Here is a 26,984-nt window from a genome sequence, read left to right as displayed (position 1 = left end):
GAATGCTAGTCTGCATCGTGGATGGATGGCTATACTCGCCGCACGCAGCGGGCCCTCACGCCCGCCGTGGTCCGTGGAGGGAAAGAGCCCGATGGCACGCATCGTCTTCATCGGCGCCGGCAGCGTCGAATTCACCAAAAACGTCCTCTCCGACATCCTGACCTTCCCCGAGCTGGGGGACTCGACCTTGGTCCTCCATGACATCAACCCCGAGCGGCTCGCCACCGCGGCGGCCATGGCCGAGTGGATGGTCGCCGCGCTCGGCCTCGGCGCCAAGGTGGAGGCCCGTCTCGACCGCCGCGCCGCCGTGGACGGCGCCGACTACGTCATCAACGAGATCGCGGTCGGCGGGCACGCCGCGACCCGCGTCGACTTCGAGATCCCGCGCCGCTACGGCCTGCGCCAGACGATCGCCGACACCCTCGGCATCGGCGGCATCTTCCGGGCGCTCCGTACGATCCCGGTGATGGTCGGGCTGGGGAACGACCTGGCCGAGCTGGCGCCGGACGCACTGCTGCTCAACTACACCAACCCGATGGCGATGATCCCCCGGGCCGTCTACCAGGGCACCCCCTTCAAGCGGGTCGTCGGGCTCTGCCACTCGGTGCGCGACACGCAGGCGCGCCTCGCCTCGCTCGTGGGCGTACCCGAGGACGAGGTCTCCTTCGTCACGGCCGGGGCCAACCACCAGGCGTTCGTGCTGCGGTTCGAGCACGGTGGCCAGGACCTGTACCCGGCGCTCGACGACGTGATCGCCCGGGATCCCGACCTGCGCAGGACCGTGCGGGTGGAGATGTACCGCCGCTTCGGCTACTTCCCCACCGAGTCGAGCGAGCACGGCTCGGAATACCTGCCCTGGTTCCTGCACCACGACGACCAGGTGGCGCACTTCCGCATCCCGGTGGACATCTACCTGCGCTGGTCGGAGGAGAACCTCGACACTTACGAGGAGACCAAGCGGCGCCTGGCGGCCGGCGAGGGCGTGGAGATCGAGCCCGCGATGGAGCTGGCCTCCGAGGTCATCCACTCGATCGAGACCGGCATCCGCAGGGTGGTCCACGGCAACGTACGCAACGACGGGCTGATCGGTAACCTGCCGCCCGACGCCTGCGTCGAGGTGCCCTGTCTGGTCGACCGGTCGGGGATGCGCCCGACCCGGATCGGCGACCTGCCGCCCCAGCTCGCCGCGCTGAACCAGACGTTCCTGAACGTCGGCGACCTGACGGTACGGGCGGCGCTCGAAGGCCGCCGCGACCACGTCTACCACGCGGCCATGCTCGACCCGAACGCCGCCGCCACGCTCACCCTCCAGCAGATCCACGATCTCGTGGACGAGATGATCGCCGCCCACGGCGACCTCCTTCCCGAGGGCGTCCGATGAGGCGAGCCCTGGCCGCCGTCACGGGCATCGCCCTGCTCGCCACCGGCTGCGGCTCGGCGGCCGGGAGCGAGCAGGCGGGCGGCCCGGTGCGGATCACCGTCTGGGACGGCCAGTCGGACGCCGCCGCCAAATCGATCGCGAAGCTGGTGGCCCAGTTCAACCAAGCCCATCCGGACATCAAGGTGAGCCTCGAGTCCGGGGCCGCGACCGCCGACGGCATGCTGCCCAAGCTCACCGCCGCGCTCACCTCCGACGCCTATCCCGACATCGCCTATCTCTACGGGTCCTGGGCGCCCAACCTGGCCAGGAACCCGAAGACGGCCGACCTCACGCAGTACGCGAAGGATCCGGCCGTCGGCTGGGCGGACTTCTGGGCCAGCGAGCGGGAGGCGGCCACCGTCGAGGGCAAGGTCATCGGCTTCCCGGCGGTGGTCGACAACATGGTGGTCCTGTACAACAAGAAGCTGCTGGCCAAGGCGGGAATCGAGGCCCCGAAGCCCGACTGGACCTGGGACGACTTCCGGGCGATCGCCAAGAAGACCACCGACGCTGGGTCCGGCACCTTCGGCACCACCTGGGCGATCAGCGGTGGCGAAGAGGCCGTCTGGGGTCTGTGGCCGCTGGTCTGGCAGGCGGGCGGCGACGTGCTCTCCCCCGATCGCAAGAAGGCCGTCTTCAACTCCGCCGCCGGGCAGCAGGCGCTCGGCCTGCTGCGCGGCATGGCCATCGACGACAAGTCGCTCTACCTGGACTCCAGCCCGGCCGAGAAGGGCCAGAAGCTCTTCGAATCGGGCCGGCTCGGCATGTTCCTGGCCGGGCCGTGGGTACTGTCCGACCTGCAGGCCGCCAAGGTCGACTACGGCGTCGCCCAGCTCCCCGGTACGAACGGCAACCACGAGACGGTCTCCGGACCCGACAACTGGGTGGTGTTCAAGCACGACGACCGGCGGGTCAAGGCCGCCGCCACGTTCCTGACCTGGCTGACCGCGGCCGAACAGCAGCTGGAGTGGATGAAGGACACCGGCTCGCTGCCCATCCGCGAGTCGATCACCAAGCTGCCCGGCTACCAGGACTACCTCACGAAATATCCGGGCATCGAGGTGATCTCCACCAACCTGACCAACGCCAAGCGGGTCAGGCCGCCGACGACCCGATATCCGCGGGTGTCGGCGTTCGTGGCCGAGGCCATCGCGCAGACCCTGCTCGGCAAGGCCGATCCCAAGACGGCCCTGGACGAGGCGGCCGACAAGGCCGACGCGGCGCTCGCCGTACCGGGATCGTGAACAGCACCGCGCCGGCCCTGGACCGGGCCGCCGTCGGCCACCGGCAGCCGCGCGACCGCCGCAGACTCGCCGAGAACGTCGCCGGCTGGACCTTCGCCGGCCCCGCCTCGCTGATCATCCTCGGCTTCTCGCTGGTCCCGATGGTGTGGGCGCTCGCGCTGTCCTTCACCGACTCCGACCTGCAGACGCCGGGGCGGAACGTGGGGCTGGCCAACTACCGGGCGCTGCTGGAGGACCCCGTCTTCTTCCAGGCGCTGCGCAACACCGGGCTGCTCGTCGTGCTCTACATCCCGGCGTCGCTGATCGCGGGCCTGCTCGTGGCGGTGCTGCTGAACAGGAAGGTACGCGGGATCGGGTTCTACCGGACCTGCTTCCTGGTGCCCTACATCGCCTCGGCGACCTCGGCCGGGCTGCTGATGGGCTACATCTTCGACCGGGACTTCGGGCTGATGAACGGGCTGTTCGTCAAGCTCGGGCTGCCGGTGCAGGGGTTGCTGAGCAGCCCTTCGCAGGCCATGTTCGTGCTCACCCTGATCTTCTTCTGGACCCGGTTCGGGTTCGCGGTGGTGATCTATCTGGCCGCGATCCAGGAGATCAACAAGGAGATCCTGGAGGCCGCCTCGATCGACGGGGCGGGCCGGTGGACCACGTTCCGGCACATCATCGTGCCGTCCGTACGGCCGATGACGCTCTTCCTCACGGTCTGGGGCGTGATCGACGCGCTGCAGTTCTTCGACCTGGTCATGACCACGACCAAGGGCGGCCCGGCCAACGCGACCGTGACGATCGTCTACTACATCTGGCAGCTCGCCTTCAACTACTTCACGGCCGGCTATGGCGCGGCCGTGGCGTACGTCCTGTTCGTCGGCACCCTTGTGCTGATCATCGGCGGCTTCTTGATCGCGCGCAGGAAGGGAGCTTTGGCGTGAAGAGGCATGGCGTGAAGAGGTTCCGCCTGCCCAGCAAGTGGCATCTGGTGCTCCTGCCGATGTCGGTGGTGACCGTGCTGCCGTTCGTCTGGATGATCCTCAGCTCGGTGATGACCCAGGGCGAGCTCAACCGGTTCCCGCCGCCGTTCTGGCCGGAGGGCATCGACCTGGGCGGCTACCGTACGGTGCTCAACGGCTCGAACTTCCCGCGCTGGTTCCTCAACAGCGTGATCGTGTCCGGCGCCATCGTGCTGGCCCAGCTGGCGCTCTGCAGCCTGGCGGGCTACGCGTTCGCCAGGATCAGGTTCACCGGCTCCAGGATCACGCTGGTCCTGGTCATCGCCACCGCGCTGATCCCCTTCCAGCTCACGGTGATCCCGACCTTCCTGATCTTCAACAAGGTCGGGCTGACCGACACGCTCGGCGCGCTCATCGTGCCGCAGCTCAGCTCGGCGGTCGGCATCTTCCTGATGACCTCGTTCTTCCAGTCCTTCCCGAGGGAGCTGGAGGAGGCCGCGCGGATCGACGGCTGCTCGCGGTACGGGGTGTTCTTCAAGGTGGTGCTACCGGTGGCGCGGCCCGCGCTGGCCGCGCTGGCGGTCATCACGTTCATCACCGCCTGGAACGACCTGTTCTGGCCGGTGGTGGCGATCAACTCGGACGCCAACTACACCGTGCAGGTGGGGTTGACGTCGTTCCAGGGCCAGCACCGGGCCGACTGGCCGGCGATCATGGCGGGCACGGTGCTGACGACGCTGCCGGTGCTGGGCGTGTTCCTGTTCGGCCAGCGCCGGTTCGTCCAGGCGCTGACCGGCGCGGTCAAGGGCTGATCGGGGCGGGGGCTGAGGTCACGGTCACGGGTTCAGGTCGCGGTAGGGGTTGGCGGGCAGGCCGGTGAACGAGGTGCGCCGCCGCCACAGCTCGCCGCCGGTCCGGCCGTCCCAGGCGGTGGTGACGTACAGGATGTCGAGGTCGGGGCCGCCGAAGGCGCAGCTCGTCACGTTGGTGGCGGGCACCTCCACCGTCAGGTCGGGCTGCCCGTCCGGCCGCAGCCGGACCACCTTCCCGCCGCCCCACAGCGCCACCCACACATGCCCCGACGCGTCTACCGTGAGGCCGTCGGGGCTCGGGAGCACGGCGAACAACCGGCGATCCGCGACCTGACCGGTCGCCGGGTCGTAGTCGAAGACGTCGACCCGGTCCGTGAGCGTGTCCACGTAGTAGAGCAGCCGCTCGTCGGGGCTCCACCCGATGCCGTTGGAGATCGTGACGCCGTCGAGGATCCGCTCGACCCGGCGGTCGGGGTCGAGGCGGTAGAGCGAGCCCGCGCCAGGAGTGTCCTCCTGCGCCATGGTCCCGGCGAAGAACCGGCCCGCGCGATCGCACGCGCCGTCGTTCATCCGGTTTCCGGGTGGTTCGGCCGCCGTCACGGGCGCGACGACGGTCAGCTCTCCATCGATCAGCTCTCCATCGTGTACGGCGAAACCGTCCCTGACGGCGAGCGCCAGCCCGCCGGACGCACGCGGAACCGCCACGCCCACAGGCTGCCCCACGTCGATCGACTCGTGCGAGCCGTCGGCGGGGTCGAGCCGGTGCACCAGGCCCGCGGGGATGTCCACCCAGAGCAGCGTCCCCGTCCGCTCGTCCCAGCACGGCCCCTCACCCAGCCGCGCGTGCGGAACGGGTACGACCTCCATCGCCACTCCCTTGTTCCGTATGTCAGAACGTCATTCCAGTTAGAGTGCCAGGAGATCACCCGGAAGATCGCACTGTCAACCGATCAGCCCTGCCGCCGCGACCGCCCACCGCAGATCGTGGCCGCTGGTCAGCCCTGCTCCGCGACCGCCCGCCGCAGGGTGTGGCCCACCTCTTCCATCCGGGCCGGTGACATCCTGTCCTTGATCGCGGTCACGCTCACCGCGGCGACGGGAGCCGTCCGCCCCAGGAAGACCGGGGCGGACACGCAGCGCACGCCGGGTTCGTTCTCCTCCATGTCGAGCGCGTAGCCGCGCTGCCGGACCTGGTCCAGGTGCGTGGCCAGCTTGGCCGGGTTCGTGATCGTGTTGCGGGTCCTGGTCGCGAGCGGGCCGTAGCGGTCGGCCCATGCCTTGATCGCCTCGTCGGTCGGGTAGGTCCACGCCAGCAGCGCCTTGCCCACGCCCGTGCAGTGGGCCGCGTTGCGCCCGCCGACCACGGAGGTCATCGTGATGGACCGCACCGCCTCGACCTTGTCCAGGTAGACGACCTCGCCGCCGTCCAGCATGGCCATGTGCACGGTCTCGGCGAACTCCTCGCTCAGCCGCAGCAGCAACGGGCGCACCAGCGTGCGCAGGTCCATGGTTTCGTAGAATCTGAAGGCCGTGGCGAGCATCTCGGTGCCGAGGAAGTAGGGCCCGCTGGGTTCGGGCTGCGCGGCGAAACCGCGATGCTTGAGCGCGCCGAGCAGCCGGTGGAGCGAGCTCTTGGGCAGGCCGAGCCGGGTGGCCAGCTCGTCGAGCGTCACCCCTCGGCTGTGCTTGCCGATCTCCTGCAGGATCAGCAGGGCGCGGTCGACGCTGCCCACCGGCGACTGGGCCTCGGCCATGGATTCTCCTAGCGTATTCCGAATAATGGAATGCTATCGCGTATTGCGGAAACTTGGCTAGTCGCCACCCTCAACTCTTTACGGCATAAGCTATTGTGTGGATGATTGGTTTACAGCGTATGGAGTTAGAAGGAGATCCTTGATGACCGAGGCCAAACTGCACGACGGAAGCACGATCCACCTGGAGGTGCACGGCCGGGGCCCGACAGTGCTGCTGCCGGTCAACCCGGTGCCGATCGACGGCACCAAGGCCGACGACATGCGTAAATGGGGCGTCGACCCGGCGCTCGGCCGCAACCTCATCGACGGGCTGTCGGACGCGTTCAGGGTCGTCGCCTTCGACTACGAGGGCCACGTCCTGGCCACCCCCAAGCCGGACACGCTGACCCCGGCCAACATCGCCGCCGACCTGCTCGCCGTCGCCGACGCAGTGGACGCCGACCGGTTCGCCTACTACGGCTACTCGTGGCTCGCGCTCAGTGGGTTGCAGCTGGCGATCAGGACCGACCGGCTGTCGGCGCTCGTCATGGGCGGCTACCCGCCGCTCGACGGACCGTACGCGGAGATGCTCAGCGTGACCATGGCCACCTACGAGATGTCCGGCCAGGACCCCGCCCCGAAGAAGGAGGCGGAGCCCAAGGCCGAGAACGAGTACGACTGGGACTCCGCGGAGGTCACCATGACGGAGGCCCAGACCAGGCAGTTCGTCACGCTCTACGAGGGTCTGCAGGATTTCGACGACCGGGCGGCTCAGGCGAGCCTGAGCTGCCCGCGCCTGTGCTTCGCGGGCTCGGCCGACAAGATCGAGTACGGCGAGCGGTGGGGCGGTGTGGACGTGGACATTGCCGGGCCGATGGTCAACCGGCGCGCCGAGCTCGAAGCGCTCGGCTGGGAGGTGCGCGTGCTCGACGGCCTCGACCACATACGGGCGATGCAGGTGGCCAATGTCCTGCCGATCCTGCGGCCCTGGCTGGAGAGCCGGATCAGGTGAGCTCGGCGATGGGGACGCGGCGGAAGGCGATGGTCGAGTAGGCGCTGGTGTCACCCGTCTCGTACAGCAGCCCGACCGTGTCCGCGTCCACCCTGACCAGGTCCGAGTACGCCGCGGGCAGGCCCGACACCGTGTGCACGGGCCGCCACGTGACGCCGCCGTCCGCGCTGGCCCGTACCGTCATCACCGCCCTGGCGTCCGGCGCCCCCGGGGCGGAGAACAGCAGGACGTCCGGCGCCTCGCAGTGCAGCACGCTGCCCTCCACGACCGGGCAGACCAGATCGGCCTGCGGGCGGAACGGCGCTTCGAGCGTCTGCCCGCCGTCGGCCGAGTAGGCGTCGGCCCGGTTGCCGGGAGCGGTGGAGTCGGTGCGGGAGTTGACGTAGAGGCGGCCCTCCGGCAGCTCGGTGGCCGTGGACTCGTTGATGTTGAGGTAACCGTCGTTGTTGCCGTCGACGTACCCGATGCGCCACGAGGTGCCGCCGTCGTCGCTCAGCAGGCAGTGGCCGCCGTTGTACTTGCCCTCCGTGCCGTTGTCGCGACCGGTCGGGGGCACCGAGTGGTTGGCGGGGACCACGAGGCGACCCGCGTGCGGCCCCTGCCGCAGCTCGACCGCGTGGCCGGGGCCGGTGGCGTACCAGCGCCACTCGGGCCGCTTCGCGCTAGCGGTGATCTCGCGGGGCGCCGACCAGGTGACGCCGTCGTCGTCGCTCGCCTGCACGTACACGCGGCGGCCGTCGGCGGCGGCGACCTGCCCGCGCCTGATCTTGTCCTCGGTGGCGGCGGGGCCGTTGCGCACGTACACCAGGACGATCCGGCCGTCGCGGGCCACGATGGGGGCCGGGTTACCCGCGGTGCCCTTACGCGGTTCTGAGGCGACCACGCGCGGTCCGTCCCACGTGGCACCGCCGTCGGTCGACCTCTTGAGCACGATGTCGATGTGGCCCGAGTCGCCGGCCGAGCCGTGCCGCCCCTCGGCGAAGGCCAGGATCGTGCCGGCCCCGGTCACCACCGCCGCCGGGATGCGGAAGGTGTGGTAACCGTCGGTGCCCGCCCGGTAGGGCACCGATGTGGGGTAGCCGTGCGCCATCGGGTTCCTCCTCGTCCGCCTGCGGATGCGACTTTATGGATGCGACTTTATGGCGAGTACGCACGGTCGCCGGGTCCGCTCACCTGCCCGCCCGCAGGCGATCACCCGCTGCTGCACCAGCGTTAACTCCCTCTTCACCTGACCCGCGCCGATTGTCGGCTGCCAGCCAATTGCCAGGAACGCTGGGTAACCTCCAAGCGCATGACCTGGCAGCACAAGATCAACAAGGCGCTCGGCAAATATGCCGGCGTCCAGTTCTCGCGGGTCAGCAAGGCGGCTCCGGAGAGCCCGGCAAGACCACCTGCCGACCCCGCCGACAGGCTGTTGAGCGAGCCGGTGTTCATCCTGTCGCCCGTCAGATCGGGCTCCACCCTGCTGCGCGCGATGCTCGACGCCCACTCCCTGGTCCACGCCCCGCACGAGCTGCATGTGCGCCGGCTCGGGGTCGAGTTCGGGACGTCACTGGCGGAACGGTCGATGGCGGCGCTCGGCCACAACCGGGCCGACCTGGAACACCTGCTCTGGGACCGGGTGCTCCACCGCGAGCTGGTCCGCAGCGGCAAGCGGCACATCGTGGACAAGACCCCGGCCAACGCCTTCGCCCACGAGCGCATCGCCACCTGCTGGCCCGACGCGCGCTTCGTCTTCCTGCTGCGCCACCCGGCCTCCATCGCCGCCTCCTGGTACGAGGCCGCCCCGGACAAGCGCGACCGCGAAGCGGCGGCGGCCGACGCGCTGCGCTACATGAAGGCGGTCCAGCGGGCCAGAAAGGCGCACACCGGCCTGACCGTGCGCTATGAGGACCTGACCGCCGATCCCGAGCGCGAGACGAGAGCCGTCTGCGAGTTCCTGGGCGTCCCCTGGGAGCCGGAGATGCTCGCGTACGGCCGGCCTGACGTCCTCACCAAGGGGCTCGGCGACTGGCGAGACAAGATCCGCTCCGGCAGCGTGCAGCCGGGCCGTGAACTTCCCACACCTGAGGAGGTGCCCGAGACGCTCCGGGCCATGTGCCGGAGCTGGGGATACTCATGAAGATCCGATATCTGCTGCTGCATGCCTATGGGCAGGGCGGGACGATCCGTACCGTCATCAACCAGGCCAACGCTATGGTCGCGCTCGGCCACGAGGTGGAGATCGCCAGTGCCGTACGACGGCGCGACAAGCCCCAGTTCCCCATCGATCCCCGCGTGACGCTGGTTCCGCTGGCCGACCAGCGCGCCGGTGTGCCGGTCGACTCGCTGGGCCGCAAGCTGTGGCGCAGGATGCGCGGCAAGATCGTGCCCTTCGGGGAGTTCGCCGCCGACTACTTCACCGAACGGGTGGAGAGGGCGGTCATCGACTATGTCTCGCGCCTCGAAGGCGGCATCCTGGTCACGACCCGGCCCGCGCTCAACCTGATCGCCGCCCGCCGTACTCCCAAGAGCGTCATCTGCGTCGCCCAGGACCACATGAACGTGGGCGCCTACCCCGAGACGATCACCCGGGACATCGCCCGCTACTACGGCCGCTTCGACGCGGTCGTCGTGCTGACCACGAAGAACCAGATCGAATACCGCATCCTCCTGCCTGACACGCCCATCGTGCGCATCCCCAACGCGCTGCACGGGTCGGGGCCGGTCTCCAAGCAGGTGAACCCGGTCGTGGTGGCGGCCGGGCGGCTGGTCAAGCAGAAGGGCTTCGACCTGCTGATCCCGGCGTTCCAGCAGGCGGCGCGGCGGCATCCGGACTGGCGGCTGCGCGTGTACGGCGGCGGCCCCAGGAAGGCCGAGCTCACCGCGCTCATCGCCGAGCTCGGCCTGCAGGACCGGGTGCAGTTGATGGGCCGTACGGACCGCCTGGAGGAGAAGCTGGCCGGGGCATCGATCTATGCGCTCTCGTCCCGCTTCGAGGGGCTGCCGATGGTGATGATCGAGGCGATGGGGCAAGGGCTGCCGATCGCCGCGTTCGACTGCCCGACCGGGCCCGCCGACGTGCTCACTTCGGGCAAGGACGGGCTGCTGGTGCCGGCTGGGGACGTCGCCGGGCTGGCCGACGCGCTCGACCAGCTGATGTCGGACAAGGCGCTGCGGATGCGGATGGGGGCGGCGGCCAGGCGGACGGCCGCCAACTACCACGCCGACTCGGTGATGCCGCTGTGGGAGGACCTGTTCGCGGAGCTGCTGAGCCGCGAGCCCATCCTCGACAGCTATTGGACCCGCTAGCGGCCCTGGCGGGCGCGCCATTCGGAGATGACGCGTTCGACGTCGTACGGCATCAGGTTGAGCGGCGGGCCCTGCAGCCCGGTCCTGATCGCCTCGCGGATGCGCGCGTTGATCTCCTCGATGATGCGCCGCGCCTCGGTCTCCGATCTGGCACCCACGGCCTCGGCGCGCGCCTCCTCCGCGTCCTTGCGCAGGGCGAGTGTCGGCGGCAGCGGCATCGACAGGCCCTCGCTGCGCACCTTCTGCTTGATCCACCACATCTCGTCGTACGGCTTGTCGAGGTCGGGAAGCGGCTTGCCGGCGCCTGGCAGGTTGTCGAACTCGCCGCGCTCCGTCGCCTCACGGATCTGCCGGTCGATCCATGACTCGAAGCTCATCCCACCCGGTTTGCGCTCTGTCATCCTCGACCCCTCTCCTCACCCGAGATTATGCCGAGGCGCTATCGGGGCCCGCCAGCCGAGCATGGCTTCGGTCATCCGTACGGCCGCGACCGTAGTGGGCACGTCGTGCACGCGGAGGATCCGGGCGCCCTTCAGGACGGCGGTCACGTTCGCGGCGATCGTGCCTTCCGTCCGCTCGCGCTGCGGGCGATCGAGGGTCTCGCCGATGAAGTCCTTGTTCGACAGGGCGACCAGGGTCGGGTAGCCGATCGAGGTGATCTCGTCGAGCCTGCGCATGAGCTCCAGTGAGTGGAAGGTGTTCTTGTTCAGGTCGTGGCCGGGGTCGATGATGATCCGCTCGGCGGGGATGCCGGAGTCGAGCACGAACCGGACCCGCTCGCGCAGGAAGTCCGCGACCTCTGTCACGACGTCGCCGTACACCGGCCGGACGACCGCCTTCCCCGGGCCGGCGAGGCTGTGGGTCACGATCACGGTCGCGCCGCTCTCCGCCGCGACCGCGGCCATGCCGGGCTCGCGCAGGCCGTTGGTGTCGTTGATGACGTCGGCGCCGGCCGCCAGAGCCGCCTTCGCCACGTCGGCGCGGTGGGTGTCGACCGAGATGACGGCGTCCGTCACGTTGCGGATCTCGGCGATGACGGGGACCACCCGGTCAACCTCCTCGCCGACGCTGACGCCGTCCTGATCGGCGCTGAACGCGAATCCGCCGACGTCCACCCAGTCGGCGCCGGCCGCGACGGCGGCCCGCGCCGCCTCGACGGCCCTGTGGAGCTCGAACGTCCGGCCCTTGTCGTGGAAGGAGTTGGGCGTCCTGTTGACGATCGCCATGATGGCCACCTGGCGCGCGAAGTCGAACTCGCGGCGGCCGATGCGCCGGACGGGGAAGAGGATGTCGCTCACGTTGATGCACTCTCCAGGAGATTCGCCCAGCGATCGATGGACCCGTCGAACTGCCGGGCCACGAGCGCCGCGTCCATCACCATCTCCCCAGTATCGAGCCTCGGCTGTCACACGCCGACCTGGGTCCGGCTCACGGGGTGGCGGGCGCTTTCAGAATCTTCGAAATGCTCGACAAAGGCCCCCTGATCACACCAAACTCTCCTGGCAGGGGGCGCGCGACGAGGGGCGTCACCGCCGCTCCCATCAGGTTGGCCGAGGCCCACTCTCCCAAACGGCGGTGGCCCCCGTGGACAGCGCGGTGGCCCCCATCGCCTTGGTCACCAGCGCGTCCACCAGCCAGGCGAAGCTGTCGTCCAGCGAGACGCACAGCGCGAACACCCCGGCCGACTCCAGTGCGCAGAACCCCTGGACCGCGCTGCGGATGCCGCGGGCGGCGTGCGCCAGGGCGGCTCCGGTCAGCGAGCCGACGGCCAGGACGTCGACGGTGACGGCCGCCGCCTCGTCCGCGGCACTGCGTACTTCCTCGTCGTCGAAGCCGTCCACCGCGAAGTGCGTGGCCGCGTACAGGGCAGGATGCTCGCGCGCGTATGCTCGCTGGGCGTGGGCCAGCGCTCTCAAGGCGTCGGCTCCCGAGCGGCCGGTGGCGGCGCGGCGGCAGTGGTCGGCGAGGTCGCGATGTCCCTTGACGGACAGGGCGATGCGAAGGTCACGCAGCCCGCCGGGCAGGTGGACGTACAGGCTGGGCGCGGCCACACCCAGATGGCGGGCCAGCGCGCTGATGGACAGGGCGTCGATGCCGTGCTCATCGGCATAGGCGATCGCCCCATCTATCGTCGTCTGCCGCGTTAGTCTCTTACGCATCGTCCGCCCCGCAACCCTAACGGCTATAGGATTAATCCTAATACCAATAGGGGGGACTGACGTGATCACCAGGAGTATCGCGCGTCTTGCCGGAGCGGGAGCGGCTGCGGGTGTGCTGGTGGCCGCTATCGCCCTGCCTGCCGTGGGCGGCGCGGGGGCGCTGTTCAAGACCGCTTCCGCCGAGCTGAATCTCAAGGCGACAGATCTCCCCGAGGAGCCGCCCGCCGAGATGACCGCGATCCTCGACGCCAAGGGCAACCAGATCGCGCAGTTCTACGAGCAGTACCGCAAGGTCATCCCGTTGGCCGACATGGGCGACCTCATGAAGAAAGCGATCATCTCGATCGAGGACTACCGGTTCTACGAGCACGGCCCGATCGACATCGAGGGCACGGTCCGCGCGCTGGCGAAGAACCTGGGGACGGGCCGGGTGGCGCAGGGCGGCTCCAGCATCACCCAGCAGTACGTCAAGCAGGTGCTGCTCAACAACGCCACCACCGAAGAGGACAAGAACAAGGCGCTGGAGGCCACCTACGCGCGCAAGCTCAACGAGCTGCGTTATGCGATGGCCGTCGAGGAGAAGTACACCAAGGACCAGATCCTCGAGAAATATCTGAACATCGCCTACTTCGGCGCGAGTGCCTACGGGGTGGAGGCCGCGGCCCTGCGGTTCTTCGGCGTACACGCCTCCGAGCTCAGCCTGGCGCAGGCGGCCACTCTGGCGGGCGCGGTGCAGGACCCCAACGCGACCGACCCCAATCTCGGCAGGAAGTTCCGGGAGCGCCTGGTGACCCGCCGCGACACCGTACTCAACCGGATGGCCGAACTCGGCAAGATCACCCCGGCGGAGGCCGCGGCGGCCAAGGCCAAGAAGCTCGGCTACAAGGGCACCCCGCTGCCCGGCGGCTGCGAGTCCAGCAAATACCCATACTTCTGCGTGTACGTACGCAACGAGATCACCAAGAGCAAACTCTTCGGCAAGACGCCGAAGATCCGCGCCGCGCTGCTCAGCCGGGGCGGCCTGAAGGTCAAGACCACGCTCGACCCCAAGATGCAGGCGGCGGCCGACAAGGCCATCAAGAAGCACGTCTTCGTCACCGACAACCCGATCGCCAGCGAGGCCCTGATCCAGCCGGGCACCGGGGCGATCAAGGCGATGGCGGTCAGCAGGCCATACGGCACGTCCAAGCGGAAGCACCAACTGTCGCTCAACGTGGCGGCCGACGCGGCCCACGGCGGCGGCACCGGCTTCCAGCCCGGCTCGACCTTCAAGACGTTCACGCTGATCACCGCCCTCAAGGAGGGCATGAAGATCAACGACGGCTTCACCGTGGGCAGCACCTATACAGCCCCTTACTACTCCTCCTTCAAGAACTGCAAGGGCGAGAACATCGGTGACCCGACACACGCCGTCAGCAACGACGAGGGCGGTGGCGGCTTCAAGTCGCTGCAGACCGGCACCTGGGGCTCGGTCAACACCTTCTTCCTGACGCTGGAGCAGCGCGTCGGCCTCTGCGACACCGTCAAGACCGCCCAGTCGCTCGGCATCAAGCGGGCCGACGGCGGCAGGCTGCAGGAGTACGAGACCTTCACGCTCGGCATCAACGAGATGGACCCGATCACGGTCGCCAACGCCTACGCCGCCATCGCGGCGCGCGGCAAGTACTGCACGCCAATGGCCATCACCCAGATCACCGACCGCGACGGCAAGGTCACCAAGTACAACCCCAACTGCCACCAGGCGGCCGGCCTCGACCCCGAGGTCGCGGACGCTGCGGCGAACGTCCTGAGCGGGGTGTTCACCAAGGGCACGATGTCAAAGGTCGGCGGCATCGGCCGGGACGCCGCGGGCAAGACCGGCACCACCGACAACCAGGCCACCGCCTGGTTCGCCGGGTTCACACCCGACCTGGCCGGCGCGGTGAGCATCGGCGACATCCGGGGCTCCCAGAAATACAAGCTCAACAACATCACCATCGGTGGCCAGTACTTCCCGGAAGTGTTCGGCGCGAGCGTGCCTGGGCCGATCTGGAAGGACACCATGCTGGCGGCGCTGAAGGACATCGAGCCCACCTCGTTCACGCCGATCAACTCCGCCCGCTTCGGCGGCTGCGGCCAGGGCTGTGCTCCCGTACGGACGCCGACCGACGACGAGAAGAACGACACGGGCCCCAACGACGACGAGCCCATCATCGACAACACGCTCCCCCACTAGCCGGTCCAGCGTCCCGCGTTCCGAGACCGACCAGCCGGTCCAGCGTTCCGAGACCCGCGAGCACGGCGTGCTCGCGGGTCTCGTGCTGACAACACTGTCAAATCGCCCTGTTAACAGCGGCGAAACATTGGTAACGTGGGAGCGCTCCCAGGATCTTTTTCCGCGAGGTGCTCCCATGTCTGAGCAGCCCACACTGGCACAGGTAGCGGCCGAAGCGGGGGTCTCGCCCGCGACCGCCTCCAGGGTCCTCACCGGCTCCGTACGGGTCAGCACCTCGACCCGCCGGCAGGTCTACGACGCGGTGTCCCGCATGGGATACGTACGTCATCGCGCACCCAGGGGAACGGGGGCCAAAGGACCGGCCGCCGGGGTGACGGCGGTGGTCTGTGACCATCTGCCCCGATTATTCTCCGAGCCCTACTACGCCAGGCTGCTGTCGGCCGCCGGTGCCGTACTGGCCGAGCACGGCACGCAGCTCATGGTGACGACGGTGACCCCGACCGCCTCAGTGCTTCCCGAGTTAGGCGGCGCGGTGCTCCTCATCGGCGCCCGCGAACGCCATCCCCTGGCCATCAAGCTCTGCACATCGGGCGTGCCCGTGCGGAACGTCGGCCGCCCCCCGCACGACCTCAAACTCCCGTACGTGGACGTGGACAACCACGACGGCGGCCGGCAGGCCGCCGAGCACCTGCTGCTGTCGGGCCGCCGGACGATCGCCGCCATCGGCGGCCCGCCGTCCCTGCCAGGGGCGCGAGACCGGCTCGACGGTCTGGTGCGTACGCTGCGCACCGCCGGAGCGACGGAGGTGCCCGTCGCCTACGGCGACTTCACGGCCGCCTCCGGCACGCACGCCATGCAGTGGCTGCTGCGGCACGCCCCCGGGCTCGACGCGGTCTTCGCCGCCTCCGACCTGATGGCCGCCGGCGCGGTCCAGGCCCTGCGCCGCGCCGGTCGCCGGGTCCCCGCGGACGTCGCGGTGATCGGCTTCGATGACGCACCCGTCGCCCGGCGTACCGTCCCGGCGCTGACCACGATCCGGCAGCCGGTCGAGGAGCTCGCGATGGTCGCCACCCGATTACTGCTCGCCGGTACGACCGGCATCGACCCAGTCCTCCCCACGGAACTGGTCATCCGTGAGTCGGCTTGACCCGGGTGACGTCCTGGCCCGCAGATACCTGCTGCTGGATCCCCTCGCCCGCGGCGGCATGTCGATGATCTGGCGGGCCTTCGACCAGTCACTGCACCGGCTGGTCGCGGTCAAGGTGCTGACCGCCTCGCTCCAGGCCGGGCTCGGCGAGCGCGTCCGCGTACGCAGCGAGGCCCGCGCCGCCGCCCGGTTCCTCCACCCGGACGTGATCGACATCTACGACTATGGCGAAACCGTGACGGAGGACGGCGAGGTGGCGGCCTACGTGGTGATGCCGCTGCTCGACGGCTCCACCCTTGGCGAGCGCATCGCCGAGGGGCCGCTGCCCTGGACCGAGGCCGCGGCCATCGCCCTGCGGCTGGCGCGGGCGCTGCGCGACGGGCACGCCCGCGGCGTGGTCCATCGGGACGTCACCGCCGACAACGTGCTGCTCACCGCGTCCGGCCCGAAGCTGCTCGACTTCGGGATCGCGGCCGCCTCCGGCGACCCCGACGACGACCGGGGCACCCCTCCCTACGTCGCCCCCGAACGGCTGGCCGGCGCCCCCACCCATCCGGCGGTCGACGTGTACGCGCTCGGGGTGCTCCTGTTCGCCATGCTCACCGGCCGTACGCCCTATCCGGAGACCACCTGGGAGCAGATCGAAGCCGCCCACCGCACCTCGCCGCCGCCCCGGGTGACCGGCGTGCCGCACGGCATCGCCTCACTGTGCCGGAACTGCCTCGCGCACGACCCCGCGCGGCGCCCCACGGCGGCGGAGATCGCGGACTCGCTGGCCGCCACACTCAGGGGGGCCGCTCTCGGCCGGCGGGTACGGCATGGCCTGGCCGTCGCCGGGACGGGTGTGATGATGCTGTCCTCGGTGCTGTGGCTCAACCGCCCGGTCGACCACTTCCCCATCTCGCCCTCGCCCCCCGCCGGCACCACGGCCACGCCCCGAGCGTCCAGCGAGACCCCTGGCGCCACCACCCCGCCGCACGCGTCCGACACCATCCCCGGCACGCGAGCGCCCGGCGATACGGCCGTACCGCGCGCATCCGGCGATGGCGCCGTCACGGCCGGGCCGTCCGCGAGCCCTGCCGTGTTGCCGTCGGCCACCGCGGACCCGGCTCGCACCAAAGGACCGGCTGTCACCGAGGGGTCGTCCACCCACACCGTCCAGCGGTCGGCCGGCCAGGAGCGTACGGCCCGGCAGGCGCTGGCCGGGTTCCACGGAACACTGTCAGGCGCCGCGGCGTGCGAGGCCATCGATCACGACGTCACGCTGGACCTCCAGCAGGTCCTGCAGGGCGTGCTCGACACCCCCGGCCCCATCGAGCCCGGCATGGCGGAGCTGAGGCGCAAGCTGGCCGACCGCGAACGCGAAGGCCGCCTCACACCGTCCTGCCGCACACAGCTCCAGGCCCGTCTCGACGAGATCGCCACCGCGCTGGGCCCCCAATAGGGGTACGACCGGACGCACTCGAGCAGATCGTGTGCACGGCCGCCGCCACGACGCCGGAAAGCCCTGCCCAGGTCACAGTCGTCGGTGCTGAGCAGGGCTACGATGAACGCGAACGCTTGAGGAGGAGCGGCATGGCGGAACCCACGGACGCGCTCCCCCAACAGGTGCTGAGCCCGCTGACCAGAGCGGCGATCTTCATCGTGGCGACGATCGATCCGGGTGGCGGACCGGCGGTCCGAGACCTCCTCTCCGACCTGGACGCGCTGCAGCGGGCCATCGGCTTCCGGGCGCCGGACAGCACACTCAGCTGCGTCGCCGCCATCGGCTCGCACGCCTGGGACCGGCTGTTCGCCGGGCCTCGCCCCGCCGAGCTCCACCCCTTCCGCGAACTTGCCGGAAGCCGGCATCGTGCCGTGTCCACACCCGGTGACCTGCTGTTCCACATCCGGGCGCAGCGCCTCGACCTGTGCTTCGCGCTGGCATCGGAGATCATGGACCGGCTCTACGGCGCGGTGACCGTCCGCGACGAGGTGCACGGGTTCAAGTACTTCGACGTACGTGACCTGCTCGGCTTCGTCGACGGAACGGAGAACCCCATCGGTGCCGATGCGCACAAAGCGGTCCTGATCGGCGACGAGGATCCCGCGTTCGCCGGCGGGAGCTACGTCATCGTGCAGAAGTACCTGCACGACCTGCGAGCGTGGAACGCGCTGACGGTCGAGGCGCAGGAGAAAGTGATAGGCCGCAGAAAGCTGACCGACATCGAACTGGACGACGACAGCAAACCGGCCGACTCGCATGTCGCCCTGACCACGATCGTCGACGCCGACGGTACCGAGCGGCAGATCCTGCGCGACAACATGCCCTTCGGCGCCGTGGGGCGTGGCGAGTTCGGCACGTACTTCATCGGCTACGCCCGCACCCCCACGGTCACCGAGCGGATGCTCGAAAGGATGTTCCTCGGCGCCCCGCCGGCCGGCCACGACCGGATCCTCGACTTCTCGACGGCCGTGACCGGCACGCTCTTCTTCGTCCCGAGCGCCGACTTCCTCCAGGACCTGCCTGATCCGCCGAACAGCGAAGCCTGACCGGACGCGGGCCCCTTCCCCGCGCCTGACATCCCTCAAGGATCCTCCAGGGATCGGATGAGCGTGGCCAGGAGGTCGGCGGCTGGGGTCAGCACGGCCTCGTCCAGGTCGAAGGTCGGCGAGTGATGCGGTCCGTATGTTCCGGCACCCATGAGCAGGTATCCGGCCAGTCCGTCGTGTTCCTGGACGTGCCGCATGAACAGCGTCGCGTCGTCGCTCGCGCGCAAGGGACGCGGCGGCAGTAGACGCAGACCGCAGTTCGGGGCGAGGGTTTCGACCCTGGCGAGGATCGCGCCGTCGGTGGTCGCGCTGGTCGCCCAGCCGGTTCTGGTGATGTCCACGGTGACACCGTGCATGGCGGCCGCGCCGTGGAGGACAGCGCGGGCACGCCGCTCCAGGTCGTCGTGTTCGGCGGCGGCGTCTGCCCGGACCTCGGCGTCGAGGACGGCATGGGCGTTGACGATGTTCGCCGCACCGGGTGCGTGCAGCGCCCCGACGTTGACGCGGGTCGTCGCCGTCGCGTAGCGGGGCAGAGCGTGCAGGCCCAGAACGGCGGACGCCGCCGCCACCAACGCACTGCGGCCCTGTTCGGGCGCTCCGCTGGCGTGGGCGGCGACCCCGGTGAACTCCGCGCGCAGCTTCGAGGTCCCGTACAGCTCGGTCGCCGCCGCGACGCACCCGTCCGGGGTGCCGAAACCGAGGTGGACGGCCAGCAGGACGTCGACGTCGTCGACCAGCCCGGCGGCCACCATGGGAGCGGCGCCGCGGACACCCTCCTCGGCGGGCTGGAACAGCAGCCGTACGGTGCCGGCGAACCGCCTGTCGGACAGCAGGGCCGCGGCCCGCAACGCGATGGCCACGTGCCCGTCGTGTCCGCAGGCGTGCATGGCACCGTCGATGGTCGAGTCGAAACCCTGGGCCGCCGGGTCGTGGCCGCGGTGGCGGCTCTCCTGGATCGGCAGGGCGTCCATGTCCACCCGCAGGGCGATCAGCGGACCCGGGCGGGCGCCCCGCAACTCCGCGACGAAGGCGGTGTTTCCGTCACTGAAGCGCTGCACCGATGACTCCGGCACACCCTGCGTGGTGGCCCGCTGGGCGGCGGCGTCGAGCTCGTCGCGGCTCGGCAGACCAGGGTGATCGTGTACGTCGACGAGGTCGCCGCCGCCGCGTAGCCGCCAGCCCAGATCGGAGAGGATGTTCCAGGCCAGGTCCGCGGTCTCGATCTCGAGGAAGCCGATCTCGGGCCGCCGGTGCAGATGACGCCGGACGGCGATCGCGTCCAGTGGATCCGGCCGGGCCTCGGCTCGCGGGCGCGTGTTCACCGCGTTCCCCCGGCGATGGCGTGGACGACGGCGGTCGTGAACTGCTCGGTGCTCGCCGTACCGCCGAGATCGGGTGTGGCGGTCCCCGCACGGAGGACGTGCTCGAAGGCGGACACGAGCCTGGCCGCGGCCGCGGCTTCGCCGAGATGGTCCAGCATCATGGCCGCCGCCCAGAGAGTGCCGACCGGATTGGCGATGCCCATGCCGGCGATGTCGGGTGCCGATCCGTGCACTGGCTCGAACATCGACGGGTACGTCTTGGTGGGGTCGAGGTTGGCGCTGGGCGCGACCCCGATCGACCCGGCCAGGGCACCGGCGAGGTCGGACAGGATGTCGCCGAACAGATTGGAGGCGACGATGACGTCGACGGACTCCGGCCGCAGCACGAGGCGGGCGGCCAAGGCGTCGATGAGGACCTTCTCCAGCTCCACCCCGCTGCCGTCGGCCACCTCGGCCACCACCTCGTCCCAGAACGGCATCGTGTGAATGATGCCGTTCGACTTCGTCGCCGAGATCAGCCGGCCCGAGCGTCGCCGGGCCAGGTCGGCGGCGAAACGTGCGACCCGCTCGATGCCGGTCCGGGTGAACACCGCCTCCTGGACAGCGAACTCGCCGGGCCGGCCGCGGTTGACCCGGCCGCCGACCTCGCTGTATTCGCCTTCGACGTTCTCGCGTACGACGACCAGGTCGATCGGGACATTCGACCGCAACGGCGTGCGGATTCCGGGCAGGGATCGGACCGGCCGCAGATTGACGTACTGCACGAACTCCCGGCGGATGGGGATGAGCAGACCCCACAGGGTGGTGTCATCGGGGATGTCCGGCGCTCCGACGGCGCCCAGCAGGATGGCGTCGGCGGAGGCCAGTTGTTCGAGGCCGTCGACGGGCATCATGCGCCCGTGCGCCCGGTGGTGGTCGCAGCCCCACGCGCGGTCGCGCCACTCGATGGTGAACCCGAAGGTTCCGGCCAGGTGGTCGACGCAGCGGACGGCGGCGGGAACGACCTCGGTGCCTATGCCGTCCCCCGGGACTACGTCGACGACATAGCGCCGTGTCGTCCCGAGGCCTGCGTGTTCGGGGGTGGTCGTGGTCACGACAGCTTCGTGTCCTTCGTCAGCAGGGTTCGCTCCATCGGGTCGGTCGGCAGGCCCTTGACGGCGGCCGCCACACCCATGGTCAGGCTCTCGTGGACGAGCGGGATGAAGGCCACGTCGCCGGCCAGCTGGGTGGCGATCTGACCGTAGAGGGCGTGGCGCTTGGTCATGTCGCCCGTGCTCCCGGCCTCCTTGACCAGCCCGTCGACCTTCGGGCTGCAGTATCCGGCGAGGTTGAAACTGCCCTTGCAGGTCTCGTCCGAGCGCAGCATGCTGATGGGCTCGGGCATGTCGATGAGGTGGTTGCGGGACAGCAGGGTCGCCTGGAACTTGCCGCTCATGAGGTCGTCCTCGACCGAGGCGTAGTCGCCGGTGCGGATCTTCACGGTGATGCCGGCCTCGGCCAGTTGCGCCTGGATCACCTGGGCGAGGTCGGCGAACTCGGGCCGGTCGGAGTAGGCGATGAGCTCGAAGCCGAGGGAGCCGGGGTCGATTCCGGCGGCGGCCATGGCGGCCTTGGCCGCCGCGGCGTCTCCCTGCACCGGCTTCAGTTCGGCCGGCGTCCAGGGCTCGTCGGGGGTGAACGGGCCGGCCGCCGGGGTGGCGGTGCCCTCGTAAACCCCCTTGACGATGGCGTCGAGTCCGATGGCCTTCTGGATCGCGCGGCGGGCCTCGACGTTGTCGAAGGGGGCTTTGCGGGTGTTGAGGTAGAGGCCGGTGGTGCGGGGCAGTGAAGTCTGCTGAAGGGCGATCTTGTTGTCGCCCTTCAGGGTCGTGAGGGTGGTGACGGGGAGGTTGGCGGCCACCGAGACCTCACCGGTACGGAGCTGTGTGGCGCGGGTGGAGCCGCTCTCGGCGTAGCGGATTTCGGCGCTGCCGAGGGCGACGTCCCCGCCCCAGTAGTCGGCGTTGGCGGTCAGCGCCAGCGACTGCCCCGTTCCGGTGCTGGTGATCTTGAACGGCCCGGTGCAGGTGCCGACCGGGTTGGTGGTGGTGCCGGAGAACGCCTCGGGGGCGAGGATCCCGGTGTTGGGCACGCTGACCCGTAGCGGCAGGAAGTGGTCCTCTTCCGGTGTGTCGATCCGTACGGTCCGGTCGTCGACGGCGGTGACCGCGGAGATGACGCTGGGAGAGAAGCTGCGCGGCGGTGCCGTGGCCTTCAGCAGCCGGTTGAGATCGTCGGCGACGACCTTGGCGGTGAGCGCGGTGCCGTTCTGGAACTTGGTCTCACGGATGGTGAACGTCCAGGACGTGGGCGCCGCCTGCTTCCATTCCGTCGCCAGAGCGGGCTGGGCCTGGTTGTCCTTGTCCACGACCACCAAGGTCTCCAGGCAGCCGGCGCGGGTGAGAGTGAAGGCGTCGTCGGTCTCCAGGGCGTACCCGGAGTCGGGCGCCCACAGGTCGGCGATCACCAGCTTGGAGGTGCCGCTCGTGGTGGCGTCGGGGCTTCCTGAGTCGAACGAGCAGCCGGCGAGCAGGACGAGGCCTGTCGACAATCCGGCGAGGGTATTGAAGGTGCGGGCCATGCTGGTGTTCCTCCGGAACATCGTTGGGGGGAGAGCAAGGGGAAATGGGCACCACGACATGACCCGGTGAGGGCTGTTCGTCCCGGTCGGGCTGGCAGAGCCGATGGATATTTGTCGGTTAGAAGAACTCAGCTGATGGAGGTCAGCCGGGCCGCGATGACCTTGGGTGCGGTCATCGCCACGACGGCGCTGGTGACGCCTTCCCGGCCGATACCGCTGCGGTGGAAACCGCCGAACGGCATGGCGTCGATGCGGAAGTCGGACGTGTCGTTGATCATTACCGCGCCGACTCGTAGCAGGCGGGCCGTGCGCAGGGCCGAGGTGGTGTCGCGGGTGAAGACACCGGCCTGCAGACCGGTGGCCGCGCGGTTGGCCTGGGTCACGGCGTCGTCGAGATCGGCCACGGGCAGCACACTGACCACGGGGCCGAAGATCTCGTCGGTGATGATGGGATCGTCGGGGGCGAGGTCGGTGAGGATGGTCGGCTGATACGTGGCTTCCTGACGCACCGCTCCCGCGCGTACGACCGCGCCGCGGGCGACGGCCTCCTCGACCCGGCGCTCCACACGCCGCGCGGCCGCCGTGTCGATCAGCGAGCCGATGTCGGTGCTCTCGTCGTGCTTGCTGCCGACGCTCAGGTGAGCGGTCGTCCGGGTCAGGTGGCTGAGCAGTTCGTCGTAGTGCTCGGCGACCACGTAGACCCGCTGCACCGACAGGCAGTTCTGCCCCGCGCACCCGAACGCCCCTTCGGCTATGGCCCGCGCGGCTGCCGCCAGGTCCACGCCATGGTCGACGATGACCGGGTTGGATCCGCCCAGCTCCATCAGCAGGGTCCGGGCGCCGGCCAGCCGGGCCACCTCGTCGGCGGTGCGGACCCCGCCGGTGAAGGAGACGACGTCGATGCCGGGATGCGACACCAGCTCCCGCCCGGCGGCCGGGCCGCCCGGCAGCACGGCGATCCGGTCACCGGGAACGCCGGCCTCAAGGAGCAACTCGGCGAGGGCGAGCGCGGACAGCGGCGTCGCCTCGTGCGGCTTGACCGCGATGACGTTGCCGGCCAGCAGTGCCGGGCCGACCTTGTGCGCCACGAGGTTCAGCGGGTCGTTGAACGGGGTGATGGCGGCGACGACCCCGAGCGGTTCCCTGCTGCTCCACCCGAGCCGGTCCGCGCCACGGGAGGTGTCCTCGAACGGCACGCTGGTGCCCTGCAGGGCGTGCCCCGCACCGGCGGAAAGCTGCAAGGTCTCCGCTGCCCTGGCCACCTCCCGGCGGGCATCTCTGATGGTCTTGCATCCCTCGGAGCTCACGATGGCGGTGAACCGCCCGGCGTGCTGCCTCAGCAGTTCGGCGGCGCGGTGCAGGGCCTCCCGGCGTTGCCACAGCGGCCAGTCGGTACGGTCGGCGGTGCCGGCCCGAAAGGTGTCCACCAGCGCGTCGACGGCCTCGCGTACCTCCGCGGCGGTGCTGTCGGCGACCTCGCCGAGGAACTCGCCGGTTTCGGGGTCGGTGATGGTGGTGTGCCGTTCCGTTTCCCGCCAGCGTCCACCGGCGTACGCGTTGCCGGGCAAGGTCCAGCGAGTGGCCGCCGTGGCGGCGCGTCCGGTCATGAGGCTCATACGGGGAGCTCCTCAACTGTCAGCCGGCTCCGGGTCTCCGCCGAGCGGTGACAGCGGACCTGGTGGCCGTCTCCGATGTCGACGAGATCGGGTTGCTCGGTGCGGCATTGGTCGGTGGCCAGCGGACAGCGGGTGTTGAAGCGGCAGCCGGAAGGCGGGGAGACGGGGCTGGGTGGTTCGCCCTTCAGCTGATCCGCCGCACCGGCGTTGACGCGGTGTCCACGACCGGAATGCAGCAGTGCCAGGGTGTAGGGGTGCAGGGCGTCGGTGAAGATGCCTTCGTGCGTGGCCGTCTCCACGACCTGCCCGAGATACAGAACCGCCACCCGGTCGGCGAGGAACTTGACCACCTTCAGGTCGTGAGAGATGAACAGCATGCTCAGCCCCCGCGAGCGACGCAGATCGACCAGCAGGTTCAGGATGGTCGCCTGCACCGAGGCGTCCAGGGCCGACACCGGCTCGTCGCAGACGAGCAGTTTGGGTTCCAGCAGGAGAGCTCTGGCGATGACCACCCGCTGCAGCTGCCCACCGGAGCAGTCGCCCGGCCGGCGCTCCAGGAAACCGTCGTCCAGGCCCACCTCCGCCAGCGCGGTGGCGACTCGCCGCAGGCGCTCCGGCGGCGTACCGATGCGGTGTTGTTGCAGGGGGGCGAGCAGCGATTCCCGCAGCGTCATGCGCGGGTCCAGCGCGGAGTGCGGGTCCTGGAAGACCAGCTGCGCCGACCGGCGCAGCTGCCGCAGTCGGGCGCCGCGCAGCTTGCCGACCCTCAGCCGGTCGACGTCGATCAGTCCGGCGTCGGCTGGTACGAGGCCGAGCAAGAGCCGAGCCAGGGTGCTCTTGCCCGAGCCGGACTCACCGACCAGCCCCAGCACCTCCCCCTCCCGGATGCGCAGGGACACGTCGTCGACGGAGTGCACGTGCGGCCGGCGGCCGAAACCGGTCCGCGACAACGGATAGTGCTTGCTGACATGGTCGAGGACGGCGATGTCGGAGTTCGGGGCGAGGTCGTTCATGCCGGAACCTGTCGTCGGGTGTCGATGGTGACCCAGCAGCGTGAGTTGCGATGGGTGCCGCAGCAGGTGAGGTCGGGTTCCTCGCTGTCACAGTGGGAGCTCAGTTTCGCGTCGCCGTCCGCGACGGCGCAGCGTGGGCGGAATCGGCAGCCGTTGCCGGCGGCGCGTGCCGAGGTGGCGTTGCCGGGGATGACGTGCAGATGACCGGTGTCGTCGGTCTGCAGGGTGGAGCAGCGCAACAAGGCCTGGGTATAAGGGTGCTCGGCGGCGGTGATGACCTCGTCGGCCGGTCCGTCCTCGACGATGCGGCCCGCGTACATGACGGCGATGCGGTCGGCGATGGAGGCGACGGTGGTGACGTCGTGGGAGATGAACAGGACCGACATTCCGGTCTCGGCCTGCAATGCGGCGATGAGACGGAGAATCTGCGCTTGGACGGTGACGTCCAGGGCGGTGGTGGGTTCGTCGGCGATGAGGACGTCCGGGTGAGTGGCCAGGGCCATGGCGATCATGACGCGCTGGGCCATGCCGCCGGACATCTGGTGCGGATGGTCACCGGCGCGGCGTTCGGGATCGGGGATCCCGACGTCGGCGAGCAACTCCACGACCCGGCGGCGGGCGGCCTGCCGGCTCATGCCGAGATGGCGGCGCAGTGGCTCGGCGACCTGGCTGCCGATCGTCGCGGTCGGGTCGAGCATGCGCTTGGGCTGCTGGTAGAGCATGGAGATGCGCTGGCCGCGGATGCCGTCCAACGCCCGTGAGGAGGCGGCGAGCAGGTCCAGGTCGCCCAGCCGCAGCGCCTCAGCGTGCATGTGCAACCCGGTCGGCAGCATGCGCAGCATCGAGTGGGCGGCCATGCTCTTGCCCGATCCTGATTCACCGACCAGGGCCAGCACCTCGCCGGGGTCCAGGGTCAGGCTGACGCGATCGAGGATGGGCGGGGCTTGTCCAGGCCGACCGGCGTGAACGGTCAGGTCACGGACCTCCAGGCGTGCGCTCATGGCTGCTCCCGGGGTTGCGGTGGGGCTTTGTGGTCGTCTCCGTGGCGGTAGCCGTCGGCGTGTTCGTGAAAGATCTGTTCATGCGCCAACGGATCCTGGTGGTGATGCGGCTGCGGTCGAAGGTGGTGCTTGTGCGGCTTGCCCGATGTCGCCGCCTGAAGTTCGCCGACCTCGGCGAAGTGCCGGTCCAGAAGTGCCAGGGCGGCGGACTTGTCACCGCTGGCGATGACGTGCAGCAGTTGCTCGTGCTCGGCCGGCAGCTCGGAACGATCGCTGTAGCTGTCGACGATCAACCGGAAGCACAGCTGCATCTCGTTGGAGATGAGTCCGTACAGCCGATCCAGCCGGGTGCTGCCGGCACCGCTGACCAGCCGGCGGTGAAAGGCGAGGTCCAGGGCGGCCAGTGCGCTCCTGTCCGGGCCGCCGGCGGCGTCCTTCATCCGCGCGACGATCACTTCGAGGTCGGCGACCAGGCCCGCGGAGACCCCTCGGGCGGTGACCCGGCGCAGCGCCTCCCGCTCGATCGCCTGGCGGGCGACGAAGATGTCCTCCAGGTCCTCAATGGTCAAGGTGGGGACAAAGACCCCGTGACGGGGGTAGCTGACCAGCAGACCTTCCTGTACCAGGCGCTGCATCGCCTCGCGCAACGGGCCGCGGGAGACCTCGAAGGAGGCCGCGAGCTCGACTTCGTTCATCTGGGTTCCGGGCGGGAACTCCCCGCTGAGGATGCGGTTACGCAGCAGCCCGGTGACCACCTCCGTCAGCGTGCGCTTCGAGGTCTTGGCCGCCGGGGCCGGGGTCTGAGCGCTCATGGGTGTGCTTCTCCGGGTTTGTGTGCCGTTTCCGCCACTCACAGTCCGCAGGCGCAGGAGGGCGTGAGCGTTTCCAGTCTGATCGCCG

General features: G+C 69.7%; 24 protein-coding genes. 11 read left to right on the top strand and 13 right to left on the bottom strand.

Translation table 11 applies throughout. The features are described 5' to 3' along the window. The first annotated feature begins 91 nt into the window (after nucleotides 1-91). Genes ACGFJ2_RS21410 through ACGFJ2_RS21395 form a run of 4 tightly spaced genes read left to right on the top strand, consistent with a single transcriptional unit; the run spans nucleotide 92 to nucleotide 4,423 of the window. Complete coding sequence (locus tag ACGFJ2_RS21410; protein WP_393470706.1) at nucleotides 92-1,381, top strand: alpha-glucosidase/alpha-galactosidase; 1,290 nt, start codon at nucleotides 92-94, stop codon at nucleotides 1,379-1,381. Further along, the gene (locus tag ACGFJ2_RS21405; protein ID WP_393470703.1) at nucleotides 1,378-2,664 is read left to right on the top strand and encodes an ABC transporter substrate-binding protein; all 1,287 of its coding nucleotides are present in this window, start codon (nucleotides 1,378-1,380) and stop codon (nucleotides 2,662-2,664) included. The genes ACGFJ2_RS21410 and ACGFJ2_RS21405 overlap by 4 nt, the downstream gene beginning before the upstream one ends. Next, nucleotides 2,661-3,593, top strand: a complete 933-nt coding sequence (locus tag ACGFJ2_RS21400) for a sugar ABC transporter permease (RefSeq protein ID WP_358176087.1) — start codon at nucleotides 2,661-2,663, stop codon at nucleotides 3,591-3,593. The genes ACGFJ2_RS21405 and ACGFJ2_RS21400 overlap by 4 nt, the downstream gene beginning before the upstream one ends. Continuing rightward, nucleotides 3,590-4,423: a carbohydrate ABC transporter permease gene (locus tag ACGFJ2_RS21395; protein WP_393470700.1), complete on the top strand. Its 834-nt coding sequence runs from the start codon at nucleotides 3,590-3,592 to the stop codon at nucleotides 4,421-4,423. The genes ACGFJ2_RS21400 and ACGFJ2_RS21395 overlap by 4 nt, the downstream gene beginning before the upstream one ends. Before the next feature lie 24 nt (nucleotides 4,424-4,447). Here the strand turns inward: ACGFJ2_RS21395 and ACGFJ2_RS21390 are convergent, their stop codons facing one another. Both ACGFJ2_RS21390 and ACGFJ2_RS21385 read right to left on the bottom strand, forming a co-directional pair. Further along, entirely contained in the window at nucleotides 4,448-5,290 is an 843-nt protein-coding gene (locus ACGFJ2_RS21390; RefSeq protein ID WP_393470697.1) for an SMP-30/gluconolactonase/LRE family protein, read from the bottom strand. A 128-nt stretch (nucleotides 5,291-5,418) separates the two neighbouring features. Next, nucleotides 5,419-6,177, bottom strand: a complete 759-nt coding sequence (locus ACGFJ2_RS21385; protein ID WP_357938978.1) for an IclR family transcriptional regulator — start codon at nucleotides 6,175-6,177, stop codon at nucleotides 5,419-5,421. A 142-nt stretch (nucleotides 6,178-6,319) separates the two neighbouring features. Between ACGFJ2_RS21385 and ACGFJ2_RS21380 the strand changes: the two genes are divergently transcribed. Then, complete coding sequence (locus ACGFJ2_RS21380) at nucleotides 6,320-7,168, top strand: alpha/beta fold hydrolase (protein ID WP_393470694.1); 849 nt, start codon at nucleotides 6,320-6,322, stop codon at nucleotides 7,166-7,168. Here ACGFJ2_RS21380 and ACGFJ2_RS21375 read toward each other — a convergent pair. Continuing rightward, complete coding sequence (locus tag ACGFJ2_RS21375; RefSeq protein WP_393470691.1) at nucleotides 7,161-8,258, bottom strand: exo-alpha-sialidase; 1,098 nt, start codon at nucleotides 8,256-8,258, stop codon at nucleotides 7,161-7,163. The two genes, ACGFJ2_RS21380 and ACGFJ2_RS21375, sit on opposite strands and share 8 nt — an antisense overlap. 201 nt (nucleotides 8,259-8,459) lie before the next feature. Between ACGFJ2_RS21375 and ACGFJ2_RS21370 the strand changes: the two genes are divergently transcribed. Further along, on the top strand, nucleotides 8,460-9,290 hold the full coding sequence (locus tag ACGFJ2_RS21370; protein ID WP_393470688.1) for a sulfotransferase family protein: 831 nt from the start codon (nucleotides 8,460-8,462) through the stop codon (nucleotides 9,288-9,290). Further along, nucleotides 9,287-10,459: a glycosyltransferase family 4 protein gene (locus tag ACGFJ2_RS21365; RefSeq protein ID WP_393470685.1), complete on the top strand. Its 1,173-nt coding sequence runs from the start codon at nucleotides 9,287-9,289 to the stop codon at nucleotides 10,457-10,459. Before ACGFJ2_RS21370 ends, ACGFJ2_RS21365 begins: the two co-directional genes overlap by 4 nt. On the opposite strand, the gene ACGFJ2_RS21360 is transcribed toward ACGFJ2_RS21365, so the two are convergent. The 3 genes from ACGFJ2_RS21360 to ACGFJ2_RS21350 form a co-directional block, all read right to left on the bottom strand. After that, a complete protein-coding gene (locus tag ACGFJ2_RS21360; protein WP_357938967.1) occupies nucleotides 10,456-10,860 on the bottom strand; it encodes a DUF1992 domain-containing protein in 405 nt (134 codons plus the stop codon). The genes ACGFJ2_RS21365 and ACGFJ2_RS21360 overlap by 4 nt on opposite strands. A gap of 15 nt (nucleotides 10,861-10,875) precedes the next feature. Further along, nucleotides 10,876-11,757, bottom strand: coding sequence for a dihydropteroate synthase (folP, locus tag ACGFJ2_RS21355; RefSeq protein ID WP_393470682.1), 882 nt, complete (start codon nucleotides 11,755-11,757; stop codon nucleotides 10,876-10,878). 243 nt (nucleotides 11,758-12,000) lie between these two features. Beyond that, on the bottom strand, nucleotides 12,001-12,618 hold the full coding sequence (locus ACGFJ2_RS21350) for a TetR/AcrR family transcriptional regulator (protein ID WP_357938963.1): 618 nt from the start codon (nucleotides 12,616-12,618) through the stop codon (nucleotides 12,001-12,003). Between the two features lie 61 nt (nucleotides 12,619-12,679). Here ACGFJ2_RS21350 and ACGFJ2_RS21345 point away from each other — a divergent pair, with 61 nt between their 5' ends. The 4 genes from ACGFJ2_RS21345 to ACGFJ2_RS21330 all read left to right on the top strand — a co-directional run bounded on the left by ACGFJ2_RS21345 (nucleotide 12,680) and on the right by ACGFJ2_RS21330 (nucleotide 18,512). Then, the gene (locus ACGFJ2_RS21345) at nucleotides 12,680-14,833 is read left to right on the top strand and encodes a transglycosylase domain-containing protein (RefSeq protein WP_393470679.1); all 2,154 of its coding nucleotides are present in this window, start codon (nucleotides 12,680-12,682) and stop codon (nucleotides 14,831-14,833) included. A gap of 175 nt (nucleotides 14,834-15,008) precedes the next feature. Further along, nucleotides 15,009-15,980 (top strand): LacI family DNA-binding transcriptional regulator, encoded by a 972-nt coding sequence (locus tag ACGFJ2_RS21340; RefSeq protein WP_357938959.1) that lies wholly within the window; start codon nucleotides 15,009-15,011, stop codon nucleotides 15,978-15,980. After that, entirely contained in the window at nucleotides 15,967-17,424 is a 1,458-nt protein-coding gene (locus ACGFJ2_RS21335; protein WP_393470675.1) for a protein kinase, read from the top strand. The genes ACGFJ2_RS21340 and ACGFJ2_RS21335 overlap by 14 nt, the downstream gene beginning before the upstream one ends. Nucleotides 17,425-17,555: 131 nt before the next feature. Next, entirely contained in the window at nucleotides 17,556-18,512 is a 957-nt protein-coding gene (locus tag ACGFJ2_RS21330) for a Dyp-type peroxidase (RefSeq protein WP_393470672.1), read from the top strand. Between the two features lie 35 nt (nucleotides 18,513-18,547). On the opposite strand, the gene ACGFJ2_RS21325 is transcribed toward ACGFJ2_RS21330, so the two are convergent. From ACGFJ2_RS21325 to ACGFJ2_RS21295, 7 genes are all read right to left on the bottom strand, one after another. Next, entirely contained in the window at nucleotides 18,548-19,834 is a 1,287-nt protein-coding gene (locus ACGFJ2_RS21325) for an amidohydrolase (RefSeq protein ID WP_393470669.1), read from the bottom strand. After that, on the bottom strand, nucleotides 19,831-20,928 hold the full coding sequence (locus ACGFJ2_RS21320) for a tartrate dehydrogenase (RefSeq protein WP_393470666.1): 1,098 nt from the start codon (nucleotides 20,926-20,928) through the stop codon (nucleotides 19,831-19,833). The genes ACGFJ2_RS21325 and ACGFJ2_RS21320 overlap by 4 nt, the downstream gene beginning before the upstream one ends. Continuing rightward, complete coding sequence (locus ACGFJ2_RS21315) at nucleotides 20,925-22,454, bottom strand: ABC transporter substrate-binding protein (RefSeq protein ID WP_393470663.1); 1,530 nt, start codon at nucleotides 22,452-22,454, stop codon at nucleotides 20,925-20,927. The genes ACGFJ2_RS21320 and ACGFJ2_RS21315 overlap by 4 nt, the downstream gene beginning before the upstream one ends. A gap of 128 nt (nucleotides 22,455-22,582) precedes the next feature. Continuing rightward, on the bottom strand, nucleotides 22,583-24,070 hold the full coding sequence (locus ACGFJ2_RS21310; protein WP_393470660.1) for an aldehyde dehydrogenase family protein: 1,488 nt from the start codon (nucleotides 24,068-24,070) through the stop codon (nucleotides 22,583-22,585). Continuing rightward, complete coding sequence (locus ACGFJ2_RS21305) at nucleotides 24,067-25,083, bottom strand: oligopeptide/dipeptide ABC transporter ATP-binding protein (protein ID WP_393470657.1); 1,017 nt, start codon at nucleotides 25,081-25,083, stop codon at nucleotides 24,067-24,069. Before ACGFJ2_RS21305 ends, ACGFJ2_RS21310 begins: the two co-directional genes overlap by 4 nt. Beyond that, nucleotides 25,080-26,084, bottom strand: coding sequence for an ABC transporter ATP-binding protein (locus tag ACGFJ2_RS21300; protein WP_357938943.1), 1,005 nt, complete (start codon nucleotides 26,082-26,084; stop codon nucleotides 25,080-25,082). The genes ACGFJ2_RS21305 and ACGFJ2_RS21300 overlap by 4 nt, the downstream gene beginning before the upstream one ends. After that, nucleotides 26,081-26,896 (bottom strand): GntR family transcriptional regulator, encoded by an 816-nt coding sequence (locus tag ACGFJ2_RS21295; RefSeq protein ID WP_357938941.1) that lies wholly within the window; start codon nucleotides 26,894-26,896, stop codon nucleotides 26,081-26,083. Before ACGFJ2_RS21295 ends, ACGFJ2_RS21300 begins: the two co-directional genes overlap by 4 nt. Between the last annotated feature and the right edge of the window lie 88 nt (nucleotides 26,897-26,984).

The organism is Nonomuraea sp. NPDC049028, assembly GCF_043197735.1.
GTDB lineage: Bacteria > Actinomycetota > Actinomycetes > Streptosporangiales > Streptosporangiaceae > Nonomuraea.
The sequence above is the reverse complement of the archived record's forward strand: the minus strand, read 5'-3'. Positions and strand labels throughout refer to the sequence as shown.

Excerpts from the sequence above, each read along its gene's own strand:
- ACGFJ2_RS21410 (WP_393470706.1), top strand. The coding sequence starts at position 92 with ATGGCACGCATCGTCTTCATCGGCGCCGGCAGCGTCGAATTCACCAAA.
- ACGFJ2_RS21405 (WP_393470703.1), top strand. The coding sequence starts at position 1,378 with ATGAGGCGAGCCCTGGCCGCCGTCACGGGCATCGCCCTGCTCGCCACC.
- ACGFJ2_RS21390 (WP_393470697.1), bottom strand. The coding sequence starts at position 5,290 with ATGGAGGTCGTACCCGTTCCGCACGCGCGGCTGGGTGAGGGGCCGTGC.
- ACGFJ2_RS21385 (WP_357938978.1), bottom strand. The coding sequence starts at position 6,177 with ATGGCCGAGGCCCAGTCGCCGGTGGGCAGCGTCGACCGCGCCCTGCTG.
- ACGFJ2_RS21380 (WP_393470694.1), top strand. The coding sequence starts at position 6,320 with ATGACCGAGGCCAAACTGCACGACGGAAGCACGATCCACCTGGAGGTG.
- ACGFJ2_RS21375 (WP_393470691.1), bottom strand. The coding sequence starts at position 8,258 with ATGGCGCACGGCTACCCCACATCGGTGCCCTACCGGGCGGGCACCGAC.
- ACGFJ2_RS21370 (WP_393470688.1), top strand. The coding sequence starts at position 8,460 with ATGACCTGGCAGCACAAGATCAACAAGGCGCTCGGCAAATATGCCGGC.
- ACGFJ2_RS21365 (WP_393470685.1), top strand. The coding sequence starts at position 9,287 with ATGAAGATCCGATATCTGCTGCTGCATGCCTATGGGCAGGGCGGGACG.
- ACGFJ2_RS21360 (WP_357938967.1), bottom strand. The coding sequence starts at position 10,860 with ATGACAGAGCGCAAACCGGGTGGGATGAGCTTCGAGTCATGGATCGAC.
- ACGFJ2_RS21350 (WP_357938963.1), bottom strand. The coding sequence starts at position 12,618 with ATGCGTAAGAGACTAACGCGGCAGACGACGATAGATGGGGCGATCGCC.
- ACGFJ2_RS21340 (WP_357938959.1), top strand. The coding sequence starts at position 15,009 with ATGTCTGAGCAGCCCACACTGGCACAGGTAGCGGCCGAAGCGGGGGTC.
- ACGFJ2_RS21330 (WP_393470672.1), top strand. The coding sequence starts at position 17,556 with ATGGCGGAACCCACGGACGCGCTCCCCCAACAGGTGCTGAGCCCGCTG.
- ACGFJ2_RS21315 (WP_393470663.1), bottom strand. The coding sequence starts at position 22,454 with ATGGCCCGCACCTTCAATACCCTCGCCGGATTGTCGACAGGCCTCGTC.
- ACGFJ2_RS21310 (WP_393470660.1), bottom strand. The coding sequence starts at position 24,070 with ATGAGCCTCATGACCGGACGCGCCGCCACGGCGGCCACTCGCTGGACC.
- ACGFJ2_RS21305 (WP_393470657.1), bottom strand. The coding sequence starts at position 25,083 with ATGAACGACCTCGCCCCGAACTCCGACATCGCCGTCCTCGACCATGTC.
- ACGFJ2_RS21300 (WP_357938943.1), bottom strand. The coding sequence starts at position 26,084 with ATGAGCGCACGCCTGGAGGTCCGTGACCTGACCGTTCACGCCGGTCGG.
- ACGFJ2_RS21295 (WP_357938941.1), bottom strand. The coding sequence starts at position 26,896 with ATGAGCGCTCAGACCCCGGCCCCGGCGGCCAAGACCTCGAAGCGCACG.